The following is a 15494-nucleotide window of genomic DNA, read 5'->3' as shown; positions in this document are numbered from 1 at the left end:
GCTGAAACGTCAGCGGATGGTGATTTCCGCGGCAAGGCCGCCTTCGCTGCGATTGTAGAGCCTCAGAGAGCCGCCGATCGCGATTGCCAATTGTTGTGCGATCGCCAAACCCAGCCCGGTTCCGCCGGTGCCGCGATTGCGGGACTGTTCGAGCCTGTAGAACGGCTGCATCGCCGCTTCGAGCTGATCGTCGGGGATGCCAGCGCCGCTATCCAGAACGGTGATGGTGACAAGTCCCTGGCCGTCTCGCGCGACATTGATCTCTGCATCGCCGGCAAATTTCAGGGCGTTGTCGATGAGGTTCGATAGAATACGCCGAAGCGCATGCGGCCTTGTCATCAGCGTGCCGCTAATCGTCTTGGCGATGGTCACGGCCTTTCCCATATCCTGGTAATCGTAGGCAAGGCTCTCGATGAATGAGGCGATATCGATTTTAGATGATTTTTCGACGTTGCCATGAGCGCTTCTGGCGTAGGCCACCCCTTCCTGAACAAGGCGTTCGATCTCGGCCAGATCCTGCACAAGCTTGTCCTTCTCCGGCGTATCGTCCGCCATCTCCGCCCGCAGGCGCATGCGGGTGATCGGCGTCTGCAGATCATGCGAGATTGACGCAAGGATCTGGACGCGCTCTTCGAGATATCTGGCAATGCGGTCGCGCATGGAATTGAAGGCCTTTGCCGCATGGGCGACCTCGGTCGGACCGCTTTCGTCCAGCCTCGGGTCCTTCTTGTTGGGGTCGAGCGCGTCCGCTGCCGCGGCAAGTGCCGCTAAGGGACGGATCGCCTGTCGAACGGCAAACCATGTGCAAAGGATCAGGAGGATGAGCTGGACGATCAGGACATAGGGCAGCCACTGGGCGAGCGGCATGATACCCGTCGGCGTGACATCGATCGTCAGGGGACTGCCGTCGCTCAATGTCAAATGCGCCTGCAGCCGCCGCCCGTCTCCCGGGATGGATTCGACCTTGAGAGGAAAGCGATGACCGACGGCTTCCTCGATTTTCGCGGCGATCTCGGCACCTCGACCGGATACGTCAGCCACGCCGGGCAATCCTGGTCCCATGACGAAGTGATAGTTTCCGCGGCTGAGCCGATCCAGCCAATTCGCGCGTTCGTTCGCCGGCAAACGATCGAGAACGGCGATCGAAGTCGCCACGTCGCTCTCCAGCGTGCCAAGCATGATCGCCTTGGCCGACAGGTAGCGCTCGGTGACAATCACGGCAAAAGACAGGCCGGAGGCGATCGTAAGACCGGCAAGCAGGATCAGAAACAGCCTTGCCCGCAACGTCCTTGGCCAAAGCTGCAAAGGATGGAATGCCTTCGCCGCAATCATTTGCGAAACTCTGAGATTTCGACCGGTACCGACAACACGTAGCCTTCGCTGCGAACCGTCTTAATGTAGGTCGGTTCACGGGCATCATCGCCCAGCCGCTGCCGAAGACGGCTGACCAGAAGATCGATGGAGCGATCGAACAAATCCGCCTCGCGACCTTGCGTCAGGTTCAACAGCTGATCGCGATTGAGAACGCGCTGCGGGTGATCGACAAAGACGCGGAGCAGCCGATATTCAGCACCGCTGAGCGCAATCTCGGTTCCCTCGCGGTCGAGCAAATGGCGGGCAACCGTATCGAGCTTCCAATCGCCGAAGGTCAGCAGCTGGCCGACCTCGGTCACCTGCAGATTGGGGGGCAGCATGCGGGTCCGGCGCAACACGGCCTTGATGCGGGCCAGCAGTTCGCGTGCGGCAAAAGGCTTGGCAAGATAGTCGTCCGCGCCCATCTCTAGCCCGATAATCCGGTCCATCTCGTCGGTGCGGGCCGTCAGCATCAGGATCGGCGTTGCCTTGTGCTTGCCTGCCCGCAATTCCCGGCACAGAACAAGGCCGTCATCGCCCGGCATCATGACATCGAGCACGATAAGGTCGACGGTATTGGATTCGAGAAAGCTGCGCATCTGCCGGCCATCGGCAGCGACAGTCGTCCGAAGGCCGTTCTTCGTCAGATAGCTCGACACCAGTTCACGGATTTCACGATCGTCATCGACGATGAGAATGTGATCGATGTGCTCCACTTGCGGCTCCTGAATCAATTGTCGACGAAGGCAGGCCCGTCATGATCGATATTCGATCTGATATGAAGACTCTTCGATCGATGTCCGAAAAGTTCCATATCTTCAAATGTTGATATGCCGAAGCGCAAGCGCAGCCTGCCGATCATTGCGGTTCCTGTTCGCGCGCATGGCGAATAGCGGGCAATTTTTCATCGTCATCATCCGAGATACCGGCCTTGAAGCTCCGGATGCCCTTTGCAACATCACCCATCAACTCGGGGATCTTGCCTCGACCGAAGATAAGAAGGACGATCGCGAGGACGATCAACCAATGCCAGATGCTGAGTGAACCCATAGTCGGATCCTTTCGTGTACTTGGTTTGTTGGGCTGCTACCCGGACACGAGGCCCGGATAGCCAGCCGGCGGAATAAGTGTGGTCTATTGCCATCTCGATTTTCGCGGCGACGAACGCTGTGCCCGCGCCCTTCTTATCGGCAATCAATATGCGTCGACGTCGATCACGGCCTGAGCGAAGGCCTGGGGCGCTTCCTGAGGCAGGTTGTGGCCGATGCCGCCGCCGATGGTGCGATGGCTATACTTGCCGGAAAATTTGTTGGCATAGGCGGCCGGTTCAGGGTGCGGCGCACCGTTGGCATCGCCTTCCATGGTAATCGTCGGCACCGATATAACCGGAAATGCAGCGAGCTTCTTTTCCAGTTCGTCATACTGCGGCTCGCCTTCAGCAAGGCCAAGACGCCAGCGGTAATTGTGGATCACAACTGCCACGTGATCGGGATTGTCGAAGGCCGCAGCCGACCTGTCATAGGTCGCATCGTCGAAGTTCCACTTCGGAGAGGCGAGCTGCCAGATGAGCTTGTTGAAATCATGCCGGTTGGCCTCGTAGCCAAGCCGTCCGCGTTCCGTGGCGAAGTAGAACTGGTACCACCACAAGAGCTCGGCCTTGGGCGGGAGTGGCTTCTTGTTAGCCTCCTGGCTGCCGATCAGGTAGCCACTGACAGAAACCAGGGCCTTGCAGCGCTCGGGCCAGAGTGCGGCGACAATGTCGGCTGTGCGAGCGCCCCAGTCGTAACCGGCGACGACTGCCTTCTCGATTTTCAGCGCATCCATCAGCGCGATGATGTCGACAGCCACAACCGCCTGTTGGCCGTTGCGGACTGTGTCGCTGGAGAGGAACCTTGTCGTGCCATAACCACGAAGATAGGGGATGATCACCCGGTAGCCGGCCGATGCAAGCAAGGGCGCGACGTCGACAAAGCTGTAGATATCGTAGGGCCAGCCATGCAGGAGGATGACGACGGGGCCGTTGGCCGGACCTGCCTCGGCATATCCGATATTGAGGAGGCCAGCATCAATCTGCTTCAGTGGCGCGAACGAGGTATTCGTGCCCGGCTTGATGGTGGGCAATTTTTTCGGGGTCTCATTGCCTGACTGCGCATTGGCGATGCCGATCGCTCCCAGCTGAGTTGCAGCGACCGCCATCGCGGCAATACCAAAAAATCGACGGCGTTGATGGTTGATTTCGTCAGACATGGTCTTCTCTCCAGTTGAATTCGTCGTGCCGCAAGAAAACGACTCTCATGTATCCCCGTTGTGTCGCGATCCATCCTGTTTTGAATACCCATGTAGCTTTCAGCGGCCAAGATACACTTTGATACAATTGCCCGTGGTCCCCGGCTTCGAATGCAAAAGAGCGCCCCTCGTCGAAGGGCGCTCCATTCAGTCGCCATAACGGCTTTTGAAGGCTTATGCCTTGAAGAAGGCCAGCAGATCCGCGTTGATCACATCGGCATGGGTCGTGGCCATGCCATGCGGGAAGCCCTTGTAAACCTTCAAAGTGCCGTTCTTCAGCAGCTTGGAGGACAGAAGGGCGGAATCTGCGATCGGCACGATCTGGTCGTCATCGCCATGCATGACGAGCACCGGCACGTCGATCGCCTTCAGGTCGTCGGTGAAGTCGGTTTCGGAGAAGGCCTTGATGCAATCATAATGGGCCTTGGCGCCGCCCATCATGCCCTGGCGCCACCAATTGTCGATGATGCCTTCCGACACCTTGGCATCCGGACGGTTGAAGCCGTAGAACGGCCCCGCTGGTATGTCGTGGAAGAACTGTGCGCGCTTTGCAGCCAGGGCAGTACGGAAGCCATCGAACACTTCAAGCGGAAGGCCGCCCGGGTTCTTGTCGGACTTGACCATGATCGGCGGCACAGCGCCAATCAGGACAGCCTTGGACACTCGGCCGTTACCGCCATGCTTTGCGACATAGCGGGCAACTTCGCCACCGCCTGTCGAATGGCCGACATGGATCGCACCCTTCAGGCCGAGATGATCGACCAGCTCGGCCACGTCGGCGGCGTAGGTGTCCATCTCGTTTCCGGTCGCCGTCTGGCTCGAACGGCCGTGGCCGCGGCGATCATGGGCGATAACGCGGAAGCCCTTGTCGAGGAAGAACAACATCTGGGCATCCCAGTCGTCGGCGCTCAACGGCCAACCGTGGTGGAACACGATCGGCTGACCCGTTCCCCAGTCCTTGTAGTAAATCTCAGTGCCGTCTTTGGTGGTGATCGTATTGCTGCTCATCGTGTTCTTCCCTTTCGAAGGCTGCTTGGTGGAGGCTTCTGCGGATTGTGCAAGGGGCAGGACCGCCGCTGCAGCGGCAATGCCCAGACCTGCTGTCATGACGCCGCGACGGGTAGCTTGAGTGTTCGACTGGCTCATCTCGATCTTCCTTTAAATCATTATCGCAATATCTATTATCGCGATAACTTGACCATAGCGGCACTTCTCGAGCCTGTCCATAGAAAAAATATTATCGCGATATTATTTTTCGTGGTAGAAAGAGACCTGACATTTGCAGGAGACCTTATATGCCTGTCCCGCTAGACAACCAGCTTTGTTTCTCGCTCTATGCCGCGAGCCTTGCGATCAATCGCACCTACAAGCCGATGCTGGATGCTATGGGTATCACCTACCCGCAGTATCTGGTTCTGAGCGCTTTGGGAGAGGAGGACGGCATGACGATCGGCGCAATTGCCGAGCGGCTGGCACTGGAGTCGAGTACGATCACGCCGCCGGTGAAACGGATGGAGCAGGCCGGCCTCGTCGAACGCCGGCGCAGCAAGGCAGACGAACGTCAGGTTCACGTCTGGCTCACCGATGCCGGTCACGCCTTGCTTGTCCAGAGCAACTGTCTTGGTGAGACCCTGGTGGAGCGCTCGGGCATGACACCGCAGCAAATGGAAGCGCTGAACCGGCAGGTGCGCGCACTGCGCGGTGCATTGGCCGAAGAAGAGATCTGACGCTCTTACCGCGCTCCTTGCCTCTTCGGGACGTCCGCCGGTATGAAAGAGACATGTCTTCGGTCGATGCAAAAAACCTGCAGCATGTCGGCTTCATCCTGATCCCGGGATTTGCCTTGATGTCTTACGCCTCGGCGACCGAGCCGCTGCGCGCTGCGAACCTTCTCGCCGGTCGGGAGATCTATCGCATCTCTAACTTCTCGCCGGAAGGAAAGCATGCACACTCCTCCAGCGGCGTGTTGGTTCCGGCCGAGCCGCTACCCAGCCGGCGATCGGAACTCGGGACTGTCTTTGTGTGCGCCGGCGGCTCGCCGCGGGAGTGGCAATATCCGGCCCTGCTTTCCTGCCTCCGACAATTGTCCCGCGACGGCGTGCGCATCGGCGGCATCTCCGGCGGCCCCTACCTGCTGGCGCAGGCCGGCCTGCTGGCGCAGCGTGATTTCACCATTCACTGGGAATATGCACCCGCGCTGCTGGAAGCCTTTCCCGATCTTGCTCCACGCCAGGCGCGCTTCGTCATCGACAGCAACCGCATAACCTGCGGCGGCGGCATCGCATCCCTCGACATGATGCACGCCCTGATCGCTGAACGGATGGGGCAGGACTTCGCCCGCAGGGTCAGCGACTGGTATCTGCACACCGAGGTCGGCGAGCCCGCCGCGCCGCAACGCGCATCGCTGGCAGAGCGTTACGGCGTCCATCATCCGGGGCTTCTCAGCGTCCTTGAGAAAATGGAGGAGACGATCGAGATGCCGCTTGATCGCTCCGCCATGGCGCGCATTGCCGGTGTCACACCGCGTCATCTGGATCGGCTTTTTGCCACCCATCTCAGCTCAGGTTTCCTTGATCAGTACCGCCAGATCCGATTGCAGCATGCCCGGCGCCTGCTGGAGCAAAGCCCGCTTTCGATTTCGCAGATCGCGGTCGCGACGGGATTTTCCAATGGGGCGCACTTCTCTCGCGTCTTTCGGCGCGCCTATGGCATGGCACCGAGCGACGTGCGTAAGTCCTGACTTTCTTCACGGTTGAGAAAATTTCACCCTGACGATAGGGTGCGCTGCAGAAGACCTGCCGCAAGGGACCGCCAATGAGCAGCAAGCATGATAAGGCAGCGAACCAGGAACCGCCGCATGGCTCCCGGCCCGCTTTTACGCAAGATCCGCATGCGGTTCGCGAACCCAAGGAAAACAATCTCGAAATGGCGATCGGCCACGAGGTGCGTGCCTATCGCAAGAAGCTCGGCATAACAGTGACGGACCTTGCCGCCGCAACCGGGATATCGCTCGGCATGCTCTCGAAGATCGAGAACGGTAACATCTCACCGTCGCTCACCACGCTCCAGGCCCTCTCCCGCGCCCTGGGCGTACCGCTGACGGCATTCTTTCGCCGTTACGAGCAGCCCCGCAATGCCGTTTTCGTCAAGGCGGGCGAAGGCGTCGAGCTTGAACGGCGAGGGACGCGCGCCGGCCATCAATACAATCTTCTCGGTCACATCGACAACAACTCCAGCGGCGTCATCGTCGAGCCCTATCTCATCACCCTGACTGCCGATTCCGATGTCTTCCCGACCTTCCAGCACGAAGGGATGGAGTTTCTCTATATGCTTGAGGGCGAGGTGGTCTATCGCCACGGGGACCAGCTTTTCCCGATGCAGCCGGGCGACAGCCTGTTCTTCGACGCCGATGCGCCGCACGGACCGGAGCAATTGGTCAAGCTTCCGAGCAGATACCTGTCGATCATCAGCTATCCACAGCGCGACGGGTCCGGCTGACTTGCCTTAAAAGAAAAATTTATTCTTCCAAGTTGAAATCCAGAATTGGACCTGTTACTCATTTCGCATACGCGAATGGAGGGTCTGATCATGTGCGGAATTGTGGGGCTTTTCCTGAAGGATAAAAGCCTGGAGCCCGAACTCGGCTCGCTTCTATCGTCGATGCTTGTCACGATGACCGACCGCGGACCGGATAGCGCCGGTATTGCGATCTACGGCGCAAGCAGCGGTAGCGACACCAAGATCACGATCCAGTCGGCCAAGCCGAAGAAAGACTTCGCCGACCTCGGGGCCGACCTCAGAAAGGCACTGGACGCTCCCATCTCCATCGAGATCAAGAGCACCCATGCCGTCATCACTCTACCGAGAGACATGCTTGACGAGGGACGCGCCGCGATTGCCGAGCTTCGTCCTGAAGTACGCATCATGAGCAGCGGCGATGCAATCGAGATCTACAAGGAAACCGGCTTGCCGAAGGACGTGGTCTCGCGCTTTGCGGTCAACTCCATGTCGGGCACACATGGCATCGGCCATACGCGCATGGCGACGGAATCGGCCGTGACGACGCTTGGCGCCCACCCCTTCTCGACAGGCTCCGACCAGTGCCTGGTGCACAATGGCTCGCTCTCCAACCACAATAATCTGCGCCGTGAACTGAAACGCGAGGGCATGACCTTCGAGACGGAAAATGACACCGAAGTTGCTGCCGCCTATCTCACCGCCGAGATGGCCAAGGGCAAGAACCTCGGCCAGGCACTGGAAGGCGCGGTCAACGATCTCGACGGCTTCTTCACCTTTGTGGTCGGCACGAAATCCGGCTTCGGTGTCGTGCGCGACGCGATCGCCTGCAAGCCGGCAGTCATGGCCGAAACCGATCAATATGTCGCCTTCGGCTCGGAATATCGCGCGCTCGTCAACCTGCCGGGCATCGAGGATGCACGGGTCTGGGAGCCGGAACCGGCGACCGTCTATTTCTGGGAACGCTGAAGCCGGACATCGACTTCAACCTATCGGCTCGATTTCATTTCAGGACGATTTCATGCCCACATTCGATCTTGCGGTAACTCCGCTTCGCGACCTCAACCAGACCCTGCATGACGTGGCAACGGGCGACAACGACATCAAGTTCGATGTCGTGAACCCTCGCGGGCACCATGCGGTTGCAGCCGGCGTACATGCGCCCGTCAGCATCGATATCCACGGCAGCGTCGGCTATTACTGCGGCGGCATGAATGAAGAGGCCAGCATCACCGTACACGGATCGGCCGGCCCCGGTGTCGGAGAGAACATGATGTCCGGCCGGATCACCATCAAGGGCGACGCCAGCCAATATGCCGGCGCCACCGGCTGCGGCGGATTGCTTGTTATCGAGGGCAATGCTTCTTCGCGTTGCGGCATTTCGATGAAGGGCATCGACATCATCGTGCGCGGCAATATCGGCCACATGTCTGCCTTCATGGCGCAGGCAGGCAATCTGGTCGTGCTGGGCGATGCCGGCGAGGCGCTGGGCGATTCCCTTTATGAAGCCCGCATCTTCGTGCGCGGCAAGGTCCAGTCCCTTGGCGCCGATTGCGTGGCCAAGGAGATGCGCCTTGAGCATATCAGGCTTCTCGGTGACCTTCTCGAAAAGGCCGGCATTACCGATGTCAGGCCGGAAGAGTTCAGCCGCTACGGCTCCTCCCGCAAGCTCTACAATTTCCACGTCGACAATGCCGACGCCTATTGAGCCCAATCGAGGTTTTTAAATGAGCTATCAGAATCCGCCCACCAAGCCTCGCCCCTCGGCAACCTTCGACGAATACACGATGTCGGAAATTCGCCGCGCAGCAGCGACCGGCATCTATGATATCCGCGGCGCCGGCGCCAAGCGCAAGCTGCCGCATTTCGACGATCTTCTCTTCCTCGGCGCCTCGATTTCCCGCTATCCGCTGGAAGGCTACCGCGAGAAATGCGGCACCAATGTCGTGCTCGGCTCACGCCATGCAAAGAAGCCGATCGAGCTGAAAATCCCAATTACGATTGCCGGCATGAGCTTCGGTTCGCTCTCCGGCCCCGCCAAGGAGGCTCTCGGCCGCGGCGCGACCATCGCCGGAACCTCGACGACAACAGGTGACGGCGGCATGACCGAAGAGGAACGCGGCCATTCCGAGATTCTGGTCTATCAATATCTGCCGTCGCGCTACGGCATGAACCCGCGAGATCTGCGCCGCGCCGATGCGATCGAAATCGTCGTCGGCCAGGGTGCCAAACCTGGCGGCGGCGGCATGCTGCTCGGGCAAAAGATTTCCGACCGTGTTGCAGAGATGCGCACGTTGCCGAAGGGCATTGACCAGCGCTCTGCCAGCCGCCATCCTGACTGGACCGGACCGGACGATCTGGAGATCAAGATCCTCGAGCTGCGCGAAATTACCAATTGGGAAAAGCCGATCTACGTCAAGGTCGGCGGCGCCAGGCCCTATTACGATACCGCTCTTGCCGTGAAAGCCGGCGCTGACGTCGTCGTGCTCGATGGCATGCAGGGCGGCACGGCCGCCACGCAGGAAGTCTTCATCGAGAATGTCGGCATGCCGACGCTTGCCTGCATCCGCCCTGCGGTCCAGGCGCTGCAGGATCTCGGCATGCATCGCAAGGTGCAGCTGATTATCTCCGGCGGCGTCAGGAATGGCGCCGACGTCGCCAAGGCGTTGGCGCTCGGGGCCGACGCGGTATCGATCGGTACGGCGGCCCTCATCGCTATCGGCGAAAATGATCCGCGCTGGGCTGCCGACTATGAGGCGCTCCATACAACTGCTGCGGCCTATGACGACTGGCACGAGGGCAAGGATCCGTCAGGCATCACCACGCAGGACCCTGAATTGATGAAGCGCGTCGACCCTGTTGCAGCGGGTCGCCGTCTGGCCAATTATCTCAAAGTCATGGCGCTGGAGGCACAGACGATCGCCCGTGCCTGCGGCAAGAACCATGTCCACAATCTGGAACCGGAAGATTTGTGCGCATTGACGATCGAGGCATCGGCCATGGCGCAGGTACCACTCGCGGGAACGAGCTGGATACCAGGCAAGGGAGGCTACTGATTTCTGCCGGCCGAGGCAAAAATGCCCGGCCGTCTCGCATGCATAACCAAAGTGTCTCTGAGAAATCCAAAGGGGAACGAGAATGACACTGGACCTTGCTGCCTTTGCAAAAGACAAGGGCATCAAATATTTCATGATCAGCTATACGGATCTCTTCTCCGGGCAGCGTGCCAAGCTTGTGCCAGCGCAGGCGATCAAGGGCATGCAGGAAGAAGGCGCGGGCTTTGCCGGTTTCGCCACCTGGCTCGACATGACGCCTGCCCATCCCGATCTTTTTGCGGTGCCGGACGCAGATTCCGTCATCCAACTGCCCTGGAAGAGGGAAGTCGCCTGGGTTGCTGCCGATTGCATGATGGAAGGCCAGCTGGTGGCGCAGGCGCCCCGCAATGTCCTGAAGAAATTGGTTGCCCAGGCGCAATCACAGGGCAAGCGCGTCAAGACCGGAGTCGAGGCGGAATTCTTCTTGATCACCGCCGATGGCTCGAAGATCTCGGATGAATTCGATACCGCTGAAAAGCCCTGCTACGACCAGCAGGCGGTCATGCGTCGCTACGACGTCATCGCCGAGATCTGCGACTATATGCTGGAGCTCGGCTGGGGCGCCTATCAGAACGACCATGAAGACGCGAACGGCCAGTTCGAGATGAACTGGGAATTCGATGACGCGCTGAAGACGGCCGACAAGCATTCCTTCTTCAAGTTCATGGTGAAGTCGATCGCCGAGAAACATGGGCTTCGCGCGACTTTCATGCCCAAACCCTTCAAGGGCCTGACGGGCAATGGCTGCCATTGCCACGTCTCCGTCTGGGACAATGACGGCAGGACCAACGTCTTTGCCGACAAGGAAGCCGAATTCGGGCTATCGGCGGAAGGCAAGCACTTCCTAGGCGGCATCATGAAACATGCCTCCTCGCTTGCCGCGATCACCAATCCGACGGTCAATTCCTACAAACGCATCAACGCGCCGAGAACGACTTCGGGCGCGACCTGGTCGCCGAACACGGTCACGTGGACCGGCAACAACCGCACCCACATGGTGCGCGTGCCGGGGCCTGGGCGCTTCGAGCTTCGCCTGCCCGACGGAGCGGTCAACCCTTACCTGCTGCAAGCGGTGATCATCGCCGCCGGTCTGGGCGGCATCCGTACCAAGGCGGACCCCGGTCCGCATTGCGATATCGACATGTATGCGGAAGGCCATCTGGTCAAGGACGCGCCGCGCCTGCCGCTGAACCTGCTCGATGCCCTGCGTGCCTATGATGCTGACGAGGGTTTGAAGGAAGCGATCGGAACCGAATTCTCCTCCGCCTACCTCAAGCTCAAGCATCAGGAATGGAACGCCTACTGCTCGCATTTCACGCAGTGGGAACGCGACGCGACGCTCGATATCTGAGCCGGGCGCCGAGGTTTCGAAATTTATAGGGGCCATGGACCGGCGGCGACCGCCGGTTCTTAAGGATGCGATATACGCCGCAGCGGCGAGGAAAACGACATGAAGAGCTACGTTCTGACGGTATCGTGCAAGTCGACGCGCGGGATTGTTGCGGCGATATCGAACTATCTGGCCGACCAAGGCTGCAACATCGTCGACAGCTCGCAGTTCGACGATCTCGACACCGGCAAGTTCTTCATGCGCGTCAGCTTCATCTCTGAGGAAGGGGTCGGCGCCGAGGCGCTGGTCGAGGGCTTCAAGCCGGTCGCCGGGAAATTCGCCATGGATGCCGAGCTGCACGATGCCACCAAGCGCATGAAGGTGCTGTTGATGGTGTCGCGCTTCGGTCATTGCCTCAACGACCTGCTCTATCGCTGGAAGATCGGCGCCCTGCCGATCGACATCGTCGGCGTCGTCTCCAACCATTTCGACTACCAGAAGGTCGTCGTCAACCACGACATCCCCTTCCACCACATCCGCGTCACCAAGGAAAACAAGCCGCAGGCGGAAGCCCAGCTTCTGGACCTTGCCGAGCAGAGCGGCACCGAGCTGATCGTGCTTGCCCGCTACATGCAGGTCCTGTCGGACGCCATGTGCCGCAAGATGTCCGGCCGCATCATCAACATCCACCATTCCTTCCTGCCGAGCTTCAAGGGCGCCAATCCCTACAAGCAGGCCTATGAGCGCGGCGTGAAGCTGATCGGGGCGACGGCGCACTATGTCACCGCCGATCTCGACGAAGGCCCGATCATCGAGCAGGACACGGTGCGCGTCACGCATGCGCAGTCGGCCGAGGATTATGTCTCGATGGGCCGCGACGTCGAAAGCCAGGTGCTGGCCCGCGCCATCCATGCCCATATCCATCACCGCACCTTCATCAACGGCAACCGCACCGTCGTCTTCCCGGCAAGCCCGGGTAGCTATGCGTCGGAGAGGATGGGGTGAGCGGCAGCGCAGGGAGATCGGCTGTCATCGCTATGCCTGAAAAGCGCCCCGAGGTTTTGAAATTTAGAGCGAAACAAGCCGATAAAATCGTCTGGATCGGCTTGCCACAACGGGAAAGACGAATATAGTCAAGAAATAAATATTCCGTACAGGAAAAAGAGGGAACGAAATGGCTTTATCTTGGCGTTTCTCCGCCTTGGCGGATCGACATCGGGCTCTGGGTTCGAAACTCGAGGACTGGAGCGGAATGGGAACCGCCTGGACCTATGAGAAGGACATGTCGGAAGAGCATGTCGCCGTTCGCACCAAGGCGGGCATCATGGATGTCTCGGGCCTGAAGAAGGTGCACCTAGTCGGCCCGCACGCCATCGCCGTTCTCGACTACATCACCACGCGCGACATGACGAAGATCTATCCCGGTCGCTCAGTCTACGCCACGATGCTGAACGACCGCGGCCATTTCACCGACGACTGCATCGTCTATCGCACCGGTCCGAATTCCTGGATGCTGGTGCACGGCTCCGGCTCCGGCCATGAGGAACTCGTCAAGCAGGCGGCGGGCCGCAACTGCGCCGTGCTCTTCGACGACGATCTGCACGATCTGTCGCTGCAGGGGCCGCTTGCAGTCGACTATCTGGCCAAATATGTGCCCGGCATCCGCGATCTCAAATATTTCCATCACATGCAGACGACTCTCTTCGGTGCGCCCGTGATGATCTCGCGTACCGGCTACACCGGCGAGCGCGGCTACGAAATCTTCGTTCGCGGCCAGGATGCCGGTATGGTCTGGGACCGGATCGTCGCGGAAGGCAAGGAAATGGGCATCATTCCCTGCTGCTTCTCCGTTCTCGATATGCTGCGGGTCGAAAGCTACCTGCTCTTCTATCCCTATGACAATTCGCAGATGTATCCCTTCGCTGACGAGCAGCCGGGCGACAGCCTGTGGGAACTCGGGCTCGACTTCACCGTCAGCCCCGGCAAGACCGGCTTCCGCGGCGCGGAGGAACATGCGCGGCTCAAAGGCAAGGAACGCTTCAAGATTTTCGGCATGCTGATCGATGCCGACGGGCCGGCCGATCTTGGCGACGAAGTTTACGCAGACGGTAAAAAGGTCGGTGTCATCACCTGCCCCAGCTATTCGTCGCTAACGAAAAAATCCATGGCGATCGCCCGCCTCGACGTCGACAAAGCGGTGCAAGGCACGAAGCTCGAAGTGCGCGGCAAGACCGTGAAGCCGAGCGCGATTGCACATATGCTGCCCTTCGATGATCCGGAAAAGAAGAAGAGGACAGCCATAGGTTAAGGAGTGCCCATGCTCGTTGCAGGCATCAAGAGCCGGCCGGTCTATAGCGGTCTTGCCATCAAGCCATACGCAAGGCGACATCTCTTCGCACTCGAGGGAGAGGGAGCAAAGGCGCTGCTGGAGCAACGGTCGACGCTCGACGAAACCGCCCTCTCCCGCAGCGAAATCCTCTACGTCGCCCGCGGCTCGCAGGGCGCGGGACATGACGAGGCACTGCGCAAGCTCGGCGCCGACATGTTCTACGTGGCGCCGACGATCTCGACGCTGCTCTTCCGGCTGAAGGGATCGCTGTCAAGCGCGCGTATGGGTACCCGCCTCTATATTTCAGGCACCGAGGGCTTTATCGGCCAGGTGATGATGGTCGCGCTGGAATATGGCATGGACCACGCCTCCGTCATCACGGAGCATCGCGGCTCGCTGGCGCGAAGGGTGCAATGCGTGCACTGCAAGGGCATCACCGACGATGTGACCCACAGCCCCTTCACCTGCAGCCATTGCGGCCTGCCGCTTTTGGTGCGCGACCACTATTCTCGCCGGCTCGGTGCCTTCCAGGGCGTCAATATCGATGCGGAAGAGCCGGGCAGCGCCCCTGATCCGGAGGAATTGTTCCTGTGAGCGGTGGTACTGAAATTCCGGTTCGTGTGACCAAGGTGACGCCTGTTGCCGACCGCATCAAGCGCTTCCGGTTCGAGCGGCTGGATGGGCAGCCGATGCCCTATTTCTCGGGCGGTGCCCACGTCATCGTAACGATGAACGATGGGGGCCATGTCAGGCGCAACGCCTATTCGCTGATGTCCGCGCCGCATGATTGCTCTGCTTACGAGATCAGCGTGCTGCATGTCGAGGAGTCGCGCGGCGGCTCGACTTTCATGCATGAAAGGGTTCGCGAAGGCGACGAGATCAAGGTCAGCTACCCCGTCAATCTCTTCCAGCCGGACTGGCGCGGCCGCAAGCATCTTTTGATCGCCGGCGGCATCGGCATTACGCCCTTCATCGCCATGATGGAGCAGTTTTCCCGCGAGGGCGCCAATTTCGAGCTGCATTATGCCGTGCGCACCCGTGATCGCGCCGCCTATGCCGAAGAGCTGGTCGCGCACTACGGCTCGCAACGGATCAAGTTCTACTGCGACGCGGAAGGCAGCGTCCCGCCGCTGGCGCGCCTTCTCGACAGCCAGCCGCTCGGCACGCATCTTTACGTCTGCGGCCCGTCAGGCATGATCGACGGTGTGCTCAAGGCCGGGATCGAGGCCGGCTGGCCGGAGCAGAACCTGCATTCTGAGCGCTTCCTCTCTTCGCAACCCGGCAAGCCATTCACGGTCGAACTTGTTCGCTCCGGCAAGAGCGTCCATGTCGGTCACCACGAAAGCATGCTGGAAGCAATCGAGACTGCCGGCGTCGATGCGCCCTTCCTCTGTCGCGGCGGAGCCTGCGGACAGTGCGAGACTGCAGTCGTCGCCTGCGAAGGCAAGCTTCTGCATCAGGACATCTATTTGACGGACGAAGAAAAAGCAGCCGGCGGCAAGGTGATGATTTGCGTCTCCCGCTTCGAGGGAAAGACGTTGCATCTCGATCTCTAGCCAAGACGACAAACGCGGAACAGGGAGAA

The 15494-nt window shown here is 59.9% G+C and carries 16 protein-coding genes; 11 read left to right on the top strand and 5 right to left on the bottom strand.

Going from position 1 to position 15494, the window contains the following annotated elements; all coding sequences use genetic code 11:
- Positions 1-9: 9 nt before the first annotated feature.
- From DTW90_RS20660 to DTW90_RS20640, 5 genes are all read right to left on the bottom strand, one after another.
- Complete coding sequence (locus tag DTW90_RS20660; protein ID WP_149340609.1) at positions 10-1332, bottom strand: HAMP domain-containing sensor histidine kinase; 1323 nt, start codon at positions 1330-1332, stop codon at positions 10-12.
- Positions 1329-2069 (bottom strand): response regulator, encoded by a 741-nt coding sequence (locus DTW90_RS20655; RefSeq protein WP_132523544.1) that lies wholly within the window; start codon positions 2067-2069, stop codon positions 1329-1331. The genes DTW90_RS20660 and DTW90_RS20655 overlap by 4 nt, the downstream gene beginning before the upstream one ends.
- 142 nt (positions 2070-2211) lie before the next feature.
- A complete protein-coding gene (locus tag DTW90_RS20650; RefSeq protein ID WP_132523545.1) occupies positions 2212-2403 on the bottom strand; it encodes a twin-arginine translocase TatA/TatE family subunit in 192 nt (63 codons plus the stop codon).
- A 144-nt stretch (positions 2404-2547) separates the two neighbouring features.
- The gene (locus tag DTW90_RS20645) at positions 2548-3600 is read right to left on the bottom strand and encodes an alpha/beta hydrolase (protein WP_132523546.1); all 1053 of its coding nucleotides are present in this window, start codon (positions 3598-3600) and stop codon (positions 2548-2550) included.
- 213 nt (positions 3601-3813) lie between these two features.
- Positions 3814-4647, bottom strand: a complete 834-nt coding sequence (locus DTW90_RS20640) for an alpha/beta hydrolase (protein WP_246664998.1) — start codon at positions 4645-4647, stop codon at positions 3814-3816.
- Positions 4648-4934: 287 nt separating this feature from the next.
- Here DTW90_RS20640 and DTW90_RS20635 point away from each other — a divergent pair, with 287 nt between their 5' ends.
- The 11 genes from DTW90_RS20635 (at position 4935) to DTW90_RS20585 (ending at position 15465) form a co-directional block, all read left to right on the top strand.
- Positions 4935-5366: a MarR family transcriptional regulator gene (locus tag DTW90_RS20635; protein WP_132523548.1), complete on the top strand. Its 432-nt coding sequence runs from the start codon at positions 4935-4937 to the stop codon at positions 5364-5366.
- Between the two features lie 53 nt (positions 5367-5419).
- On the top strand, positions 5420-6379 hold the full coding sequence (locus DTW90_RS20630) for a GlxA family transcriptional regulator (protein WP_132523549.1): 960 nt from the start codon (positions 5420-5422) through the stop codon (positions 6377-6379).
- 74 nt (positions 6380-6453) lie between these two features.
- Positions 6454-7137 (top strand): helix-turn-helix domain-containing protein, encoded by a 684-nt coding sequence (locus DTW90_RS20625; RefSeq protein ID WP_132523550.1) that lies wholly within the window; start codon positions 6454-6456, stop codon positions 7135-7137.
- Positions 7138-7227: 90 nt separating this feature from the next.
- A complete protein-coding gene (locus DTW90_RS20620; protein ID WP_149340605.1) occupies positions 7228-8124 on the top strand; it encodes a glutamine amidotransferase family protein in 897 nt (298 codons plus the stop codon).
- A 52-nt stretch (positions 8125-8176) separates the two neighbouring features.
- A complete protein-coding gene (locus DTW90_RS20615; RefSeq protein ID WP_149340604.1) occupies positions 8177-8863 on the top strand; it encodes a GXGXG domain-containing protein in 687 nt (228 codons plus the stop codon).
- Between the two features lie 19 nt (positions 8864-8882).
- On the top strand, positions 8883-10211 hold the full coding sequence (locus tag DTW90_RS20610) for an FMN-binding glutamate synthase family protein (RefSeq protein ID WP_149340602.1): 1329 nt from the start codon (positions 8883-8885) through the stop codon (positions 10209-10211).
- Between the two features lie 82 nt (positions 10212-10293).
- The gene (glnT, locus tag DTW90_RS20605; protein ID WP_132523554.1) at positions 10294-11601 is read left to right on the top strand and encodes a type III glutamate--ammonia ligase; all 1308 of its coding nucleotides are present in this window, start codon (positions 10294-10296) and stop codon (positions 11599-11601) included.
- A gap of 99 nt (positions 11602-11700) precedes the next feature.
- Complete coding sequence (purU, locus tag DTW90_RS20600; protein WP_132523555.1) at positions 11701-12585, top strand: formyltetrahydrofolate deformylase; 885 nt, start codon at positions 11701-11703, stop codon at positions 12583-12585.
- A 169-nt stretch (positions 12586-12754) separates the two neighbouring features.
- Positions 12755-13888, top strand: a complete 1134-nt coding sequence (locus DTW90_RS20595; protein ID WP_149340601.1) for an aminomethyltransferase family protein — start codon at positions 12755-12757, stop codon at positions 13886-13888.
- Between the two features lie 9 nt (positions 13889-13897).
- Positions 13898-14503 carry a dimethylamine monooxygenase subunit DmmA family protein gene (locus DTW90_RS20590; RefSeq protein ID WP_149340599.1) on the top strand — a complete coding sequence of 202 codons (606 nt, stop codon included), beginning with the start codon at positions 13898-13900 and terminating at the stop codon, positions 14501-14503.
- Positions 14500-15465 (top strand): PDR/VanB family oxidoreductase, encoded by a 966-nt coding sequence (locus DTW90_RS20585; RefSeq protein ID WP_149340597.1) that lies wholly within the window; start codon positions 14500-14502, stop codon positions 15463-15465. The genes DTW90_RS20590 and DTW90_RS20585 overlap by 4 nt, the downstream gene beginning before the upstream one ends.
- Positions 15466-15494 lie beyond the last annotated feature (29 nt).

Origin of the sequence: Neorhizobium sp. P12A (assembly GCF_008365395.1) — a bacterium.
Classification (GTDB): domain Bacteria; phylum Pseudomonadota; class Alphaproteobacteria; order Rhizobiales; family Rhizobiaceae; genus Rhizobium.
The sequence above is the reverse complement of the archived record's forward strand: the minus strand, read 5'-3'. Positions and strand labels throughout refer to the sequence as shown.

Excerpts from the sequence above, each read along its gene's own strand:
- DTW90_RS20595 (WP_149340601.1), top strand. The coding sequence starts at position 12,755 with ATGGCTTTATCTTGGCGTTTCTCCGCCTTGGCGGATCGACATCGGGCT.
- DTW90_RS20650 (WP_132523545.1), bottom strand. The coding sequence starts at position 2,403 with ATGGGTTCACTCAGCATCTGGCATTGGTTGATCGTCCTCGCGATCGTC.
- DTW90_RS20620 (WP_149340605.1), top strand. The coding sequence starts at position 7,228 with ATGTGCGGAATTGTGGGGCTTTTCCTGAAGGATAAAAGCCTGGAGCCC.
- DTW90_RS20660 (WP_149340609.1), bottom strand. The coding sequence starts at position 1,332 with ATGATTGCGGCGAAGGCATTCCATCCTTTGCAGCTTTGGCCAAGGACG.
- DTW90_RS20625 (WP_132523550.1), top strand. The coding sequence starts at position 6,454 with ATGAGCAGCAAGCATGATAAGGCAGCGAACCAGGAACCGCCGCATGGC.
- DTW90_RS20615 (WP_149340604.1), top strand. The coding sequence starts at position 8,177 with ATGCCCACATTCGATCTTGCGGTAACTCCGCTTCGCGACCTCAACCAG.
- DTW90_RS20635 (WP_132523548.1), top strand. The coding sequence starts at position 4,935 with ATGCCTGTCCCGCTAGACAACCAGCTTTGTTTCTCGCTCTATGCCGCG.
- purU (WP_132523555.1), top strand. The coding sequence starts at position 11,701 with ATGAAGAGCTACGTTCTGACGGTATCGTGCAAGTCGACGCGCGGGATT.
- DTW90_RS20630 (WP_132523549.1), top strand. The coding sequence starts at position 5,420 with ATGTCTTCGGTCGATGCAAAAAACCTGCAGCATGTCGGCTTCATCCTG.
- glnT (WP_132523554.1), top strand. The coding sequence starts at position 10,294 with ATGACACTGGACCTTGCTGCCTTTGCAAAAGACAAGGGCATCAAATAT.
- DTW90_RS20610 (WP_149340602.1), top strand. The coding sequence starts at position 8,883 with ATGAGCTATCAGAATCCGCCCACCAAGCCTCGCCCCTCGGCAACCTTC.
- DTW90_RS20590 (WP_149340599.1), top strand. The coding sequence starts at position 13,898 with ATGCTCGTTGCAGGCATCAAGAGCCGGCCGGTCTATAGCGGTCTTGCC.
- DTW90_RS20645 (WP_132523546.1), bottom strand. The coding sequence starts at position 3,600 with ATGTCTGACGAAATCAACCATCAACGCCGTCGATTTTTTGGTATTGCC.
- DTW90_RS20640 (WP_246664998.1), bottom strand. The coding sequence starts at position 4,647 with ATGAGCAGCAATACGATCACCACCAAAGACGGCACTGAGATTTACTAC.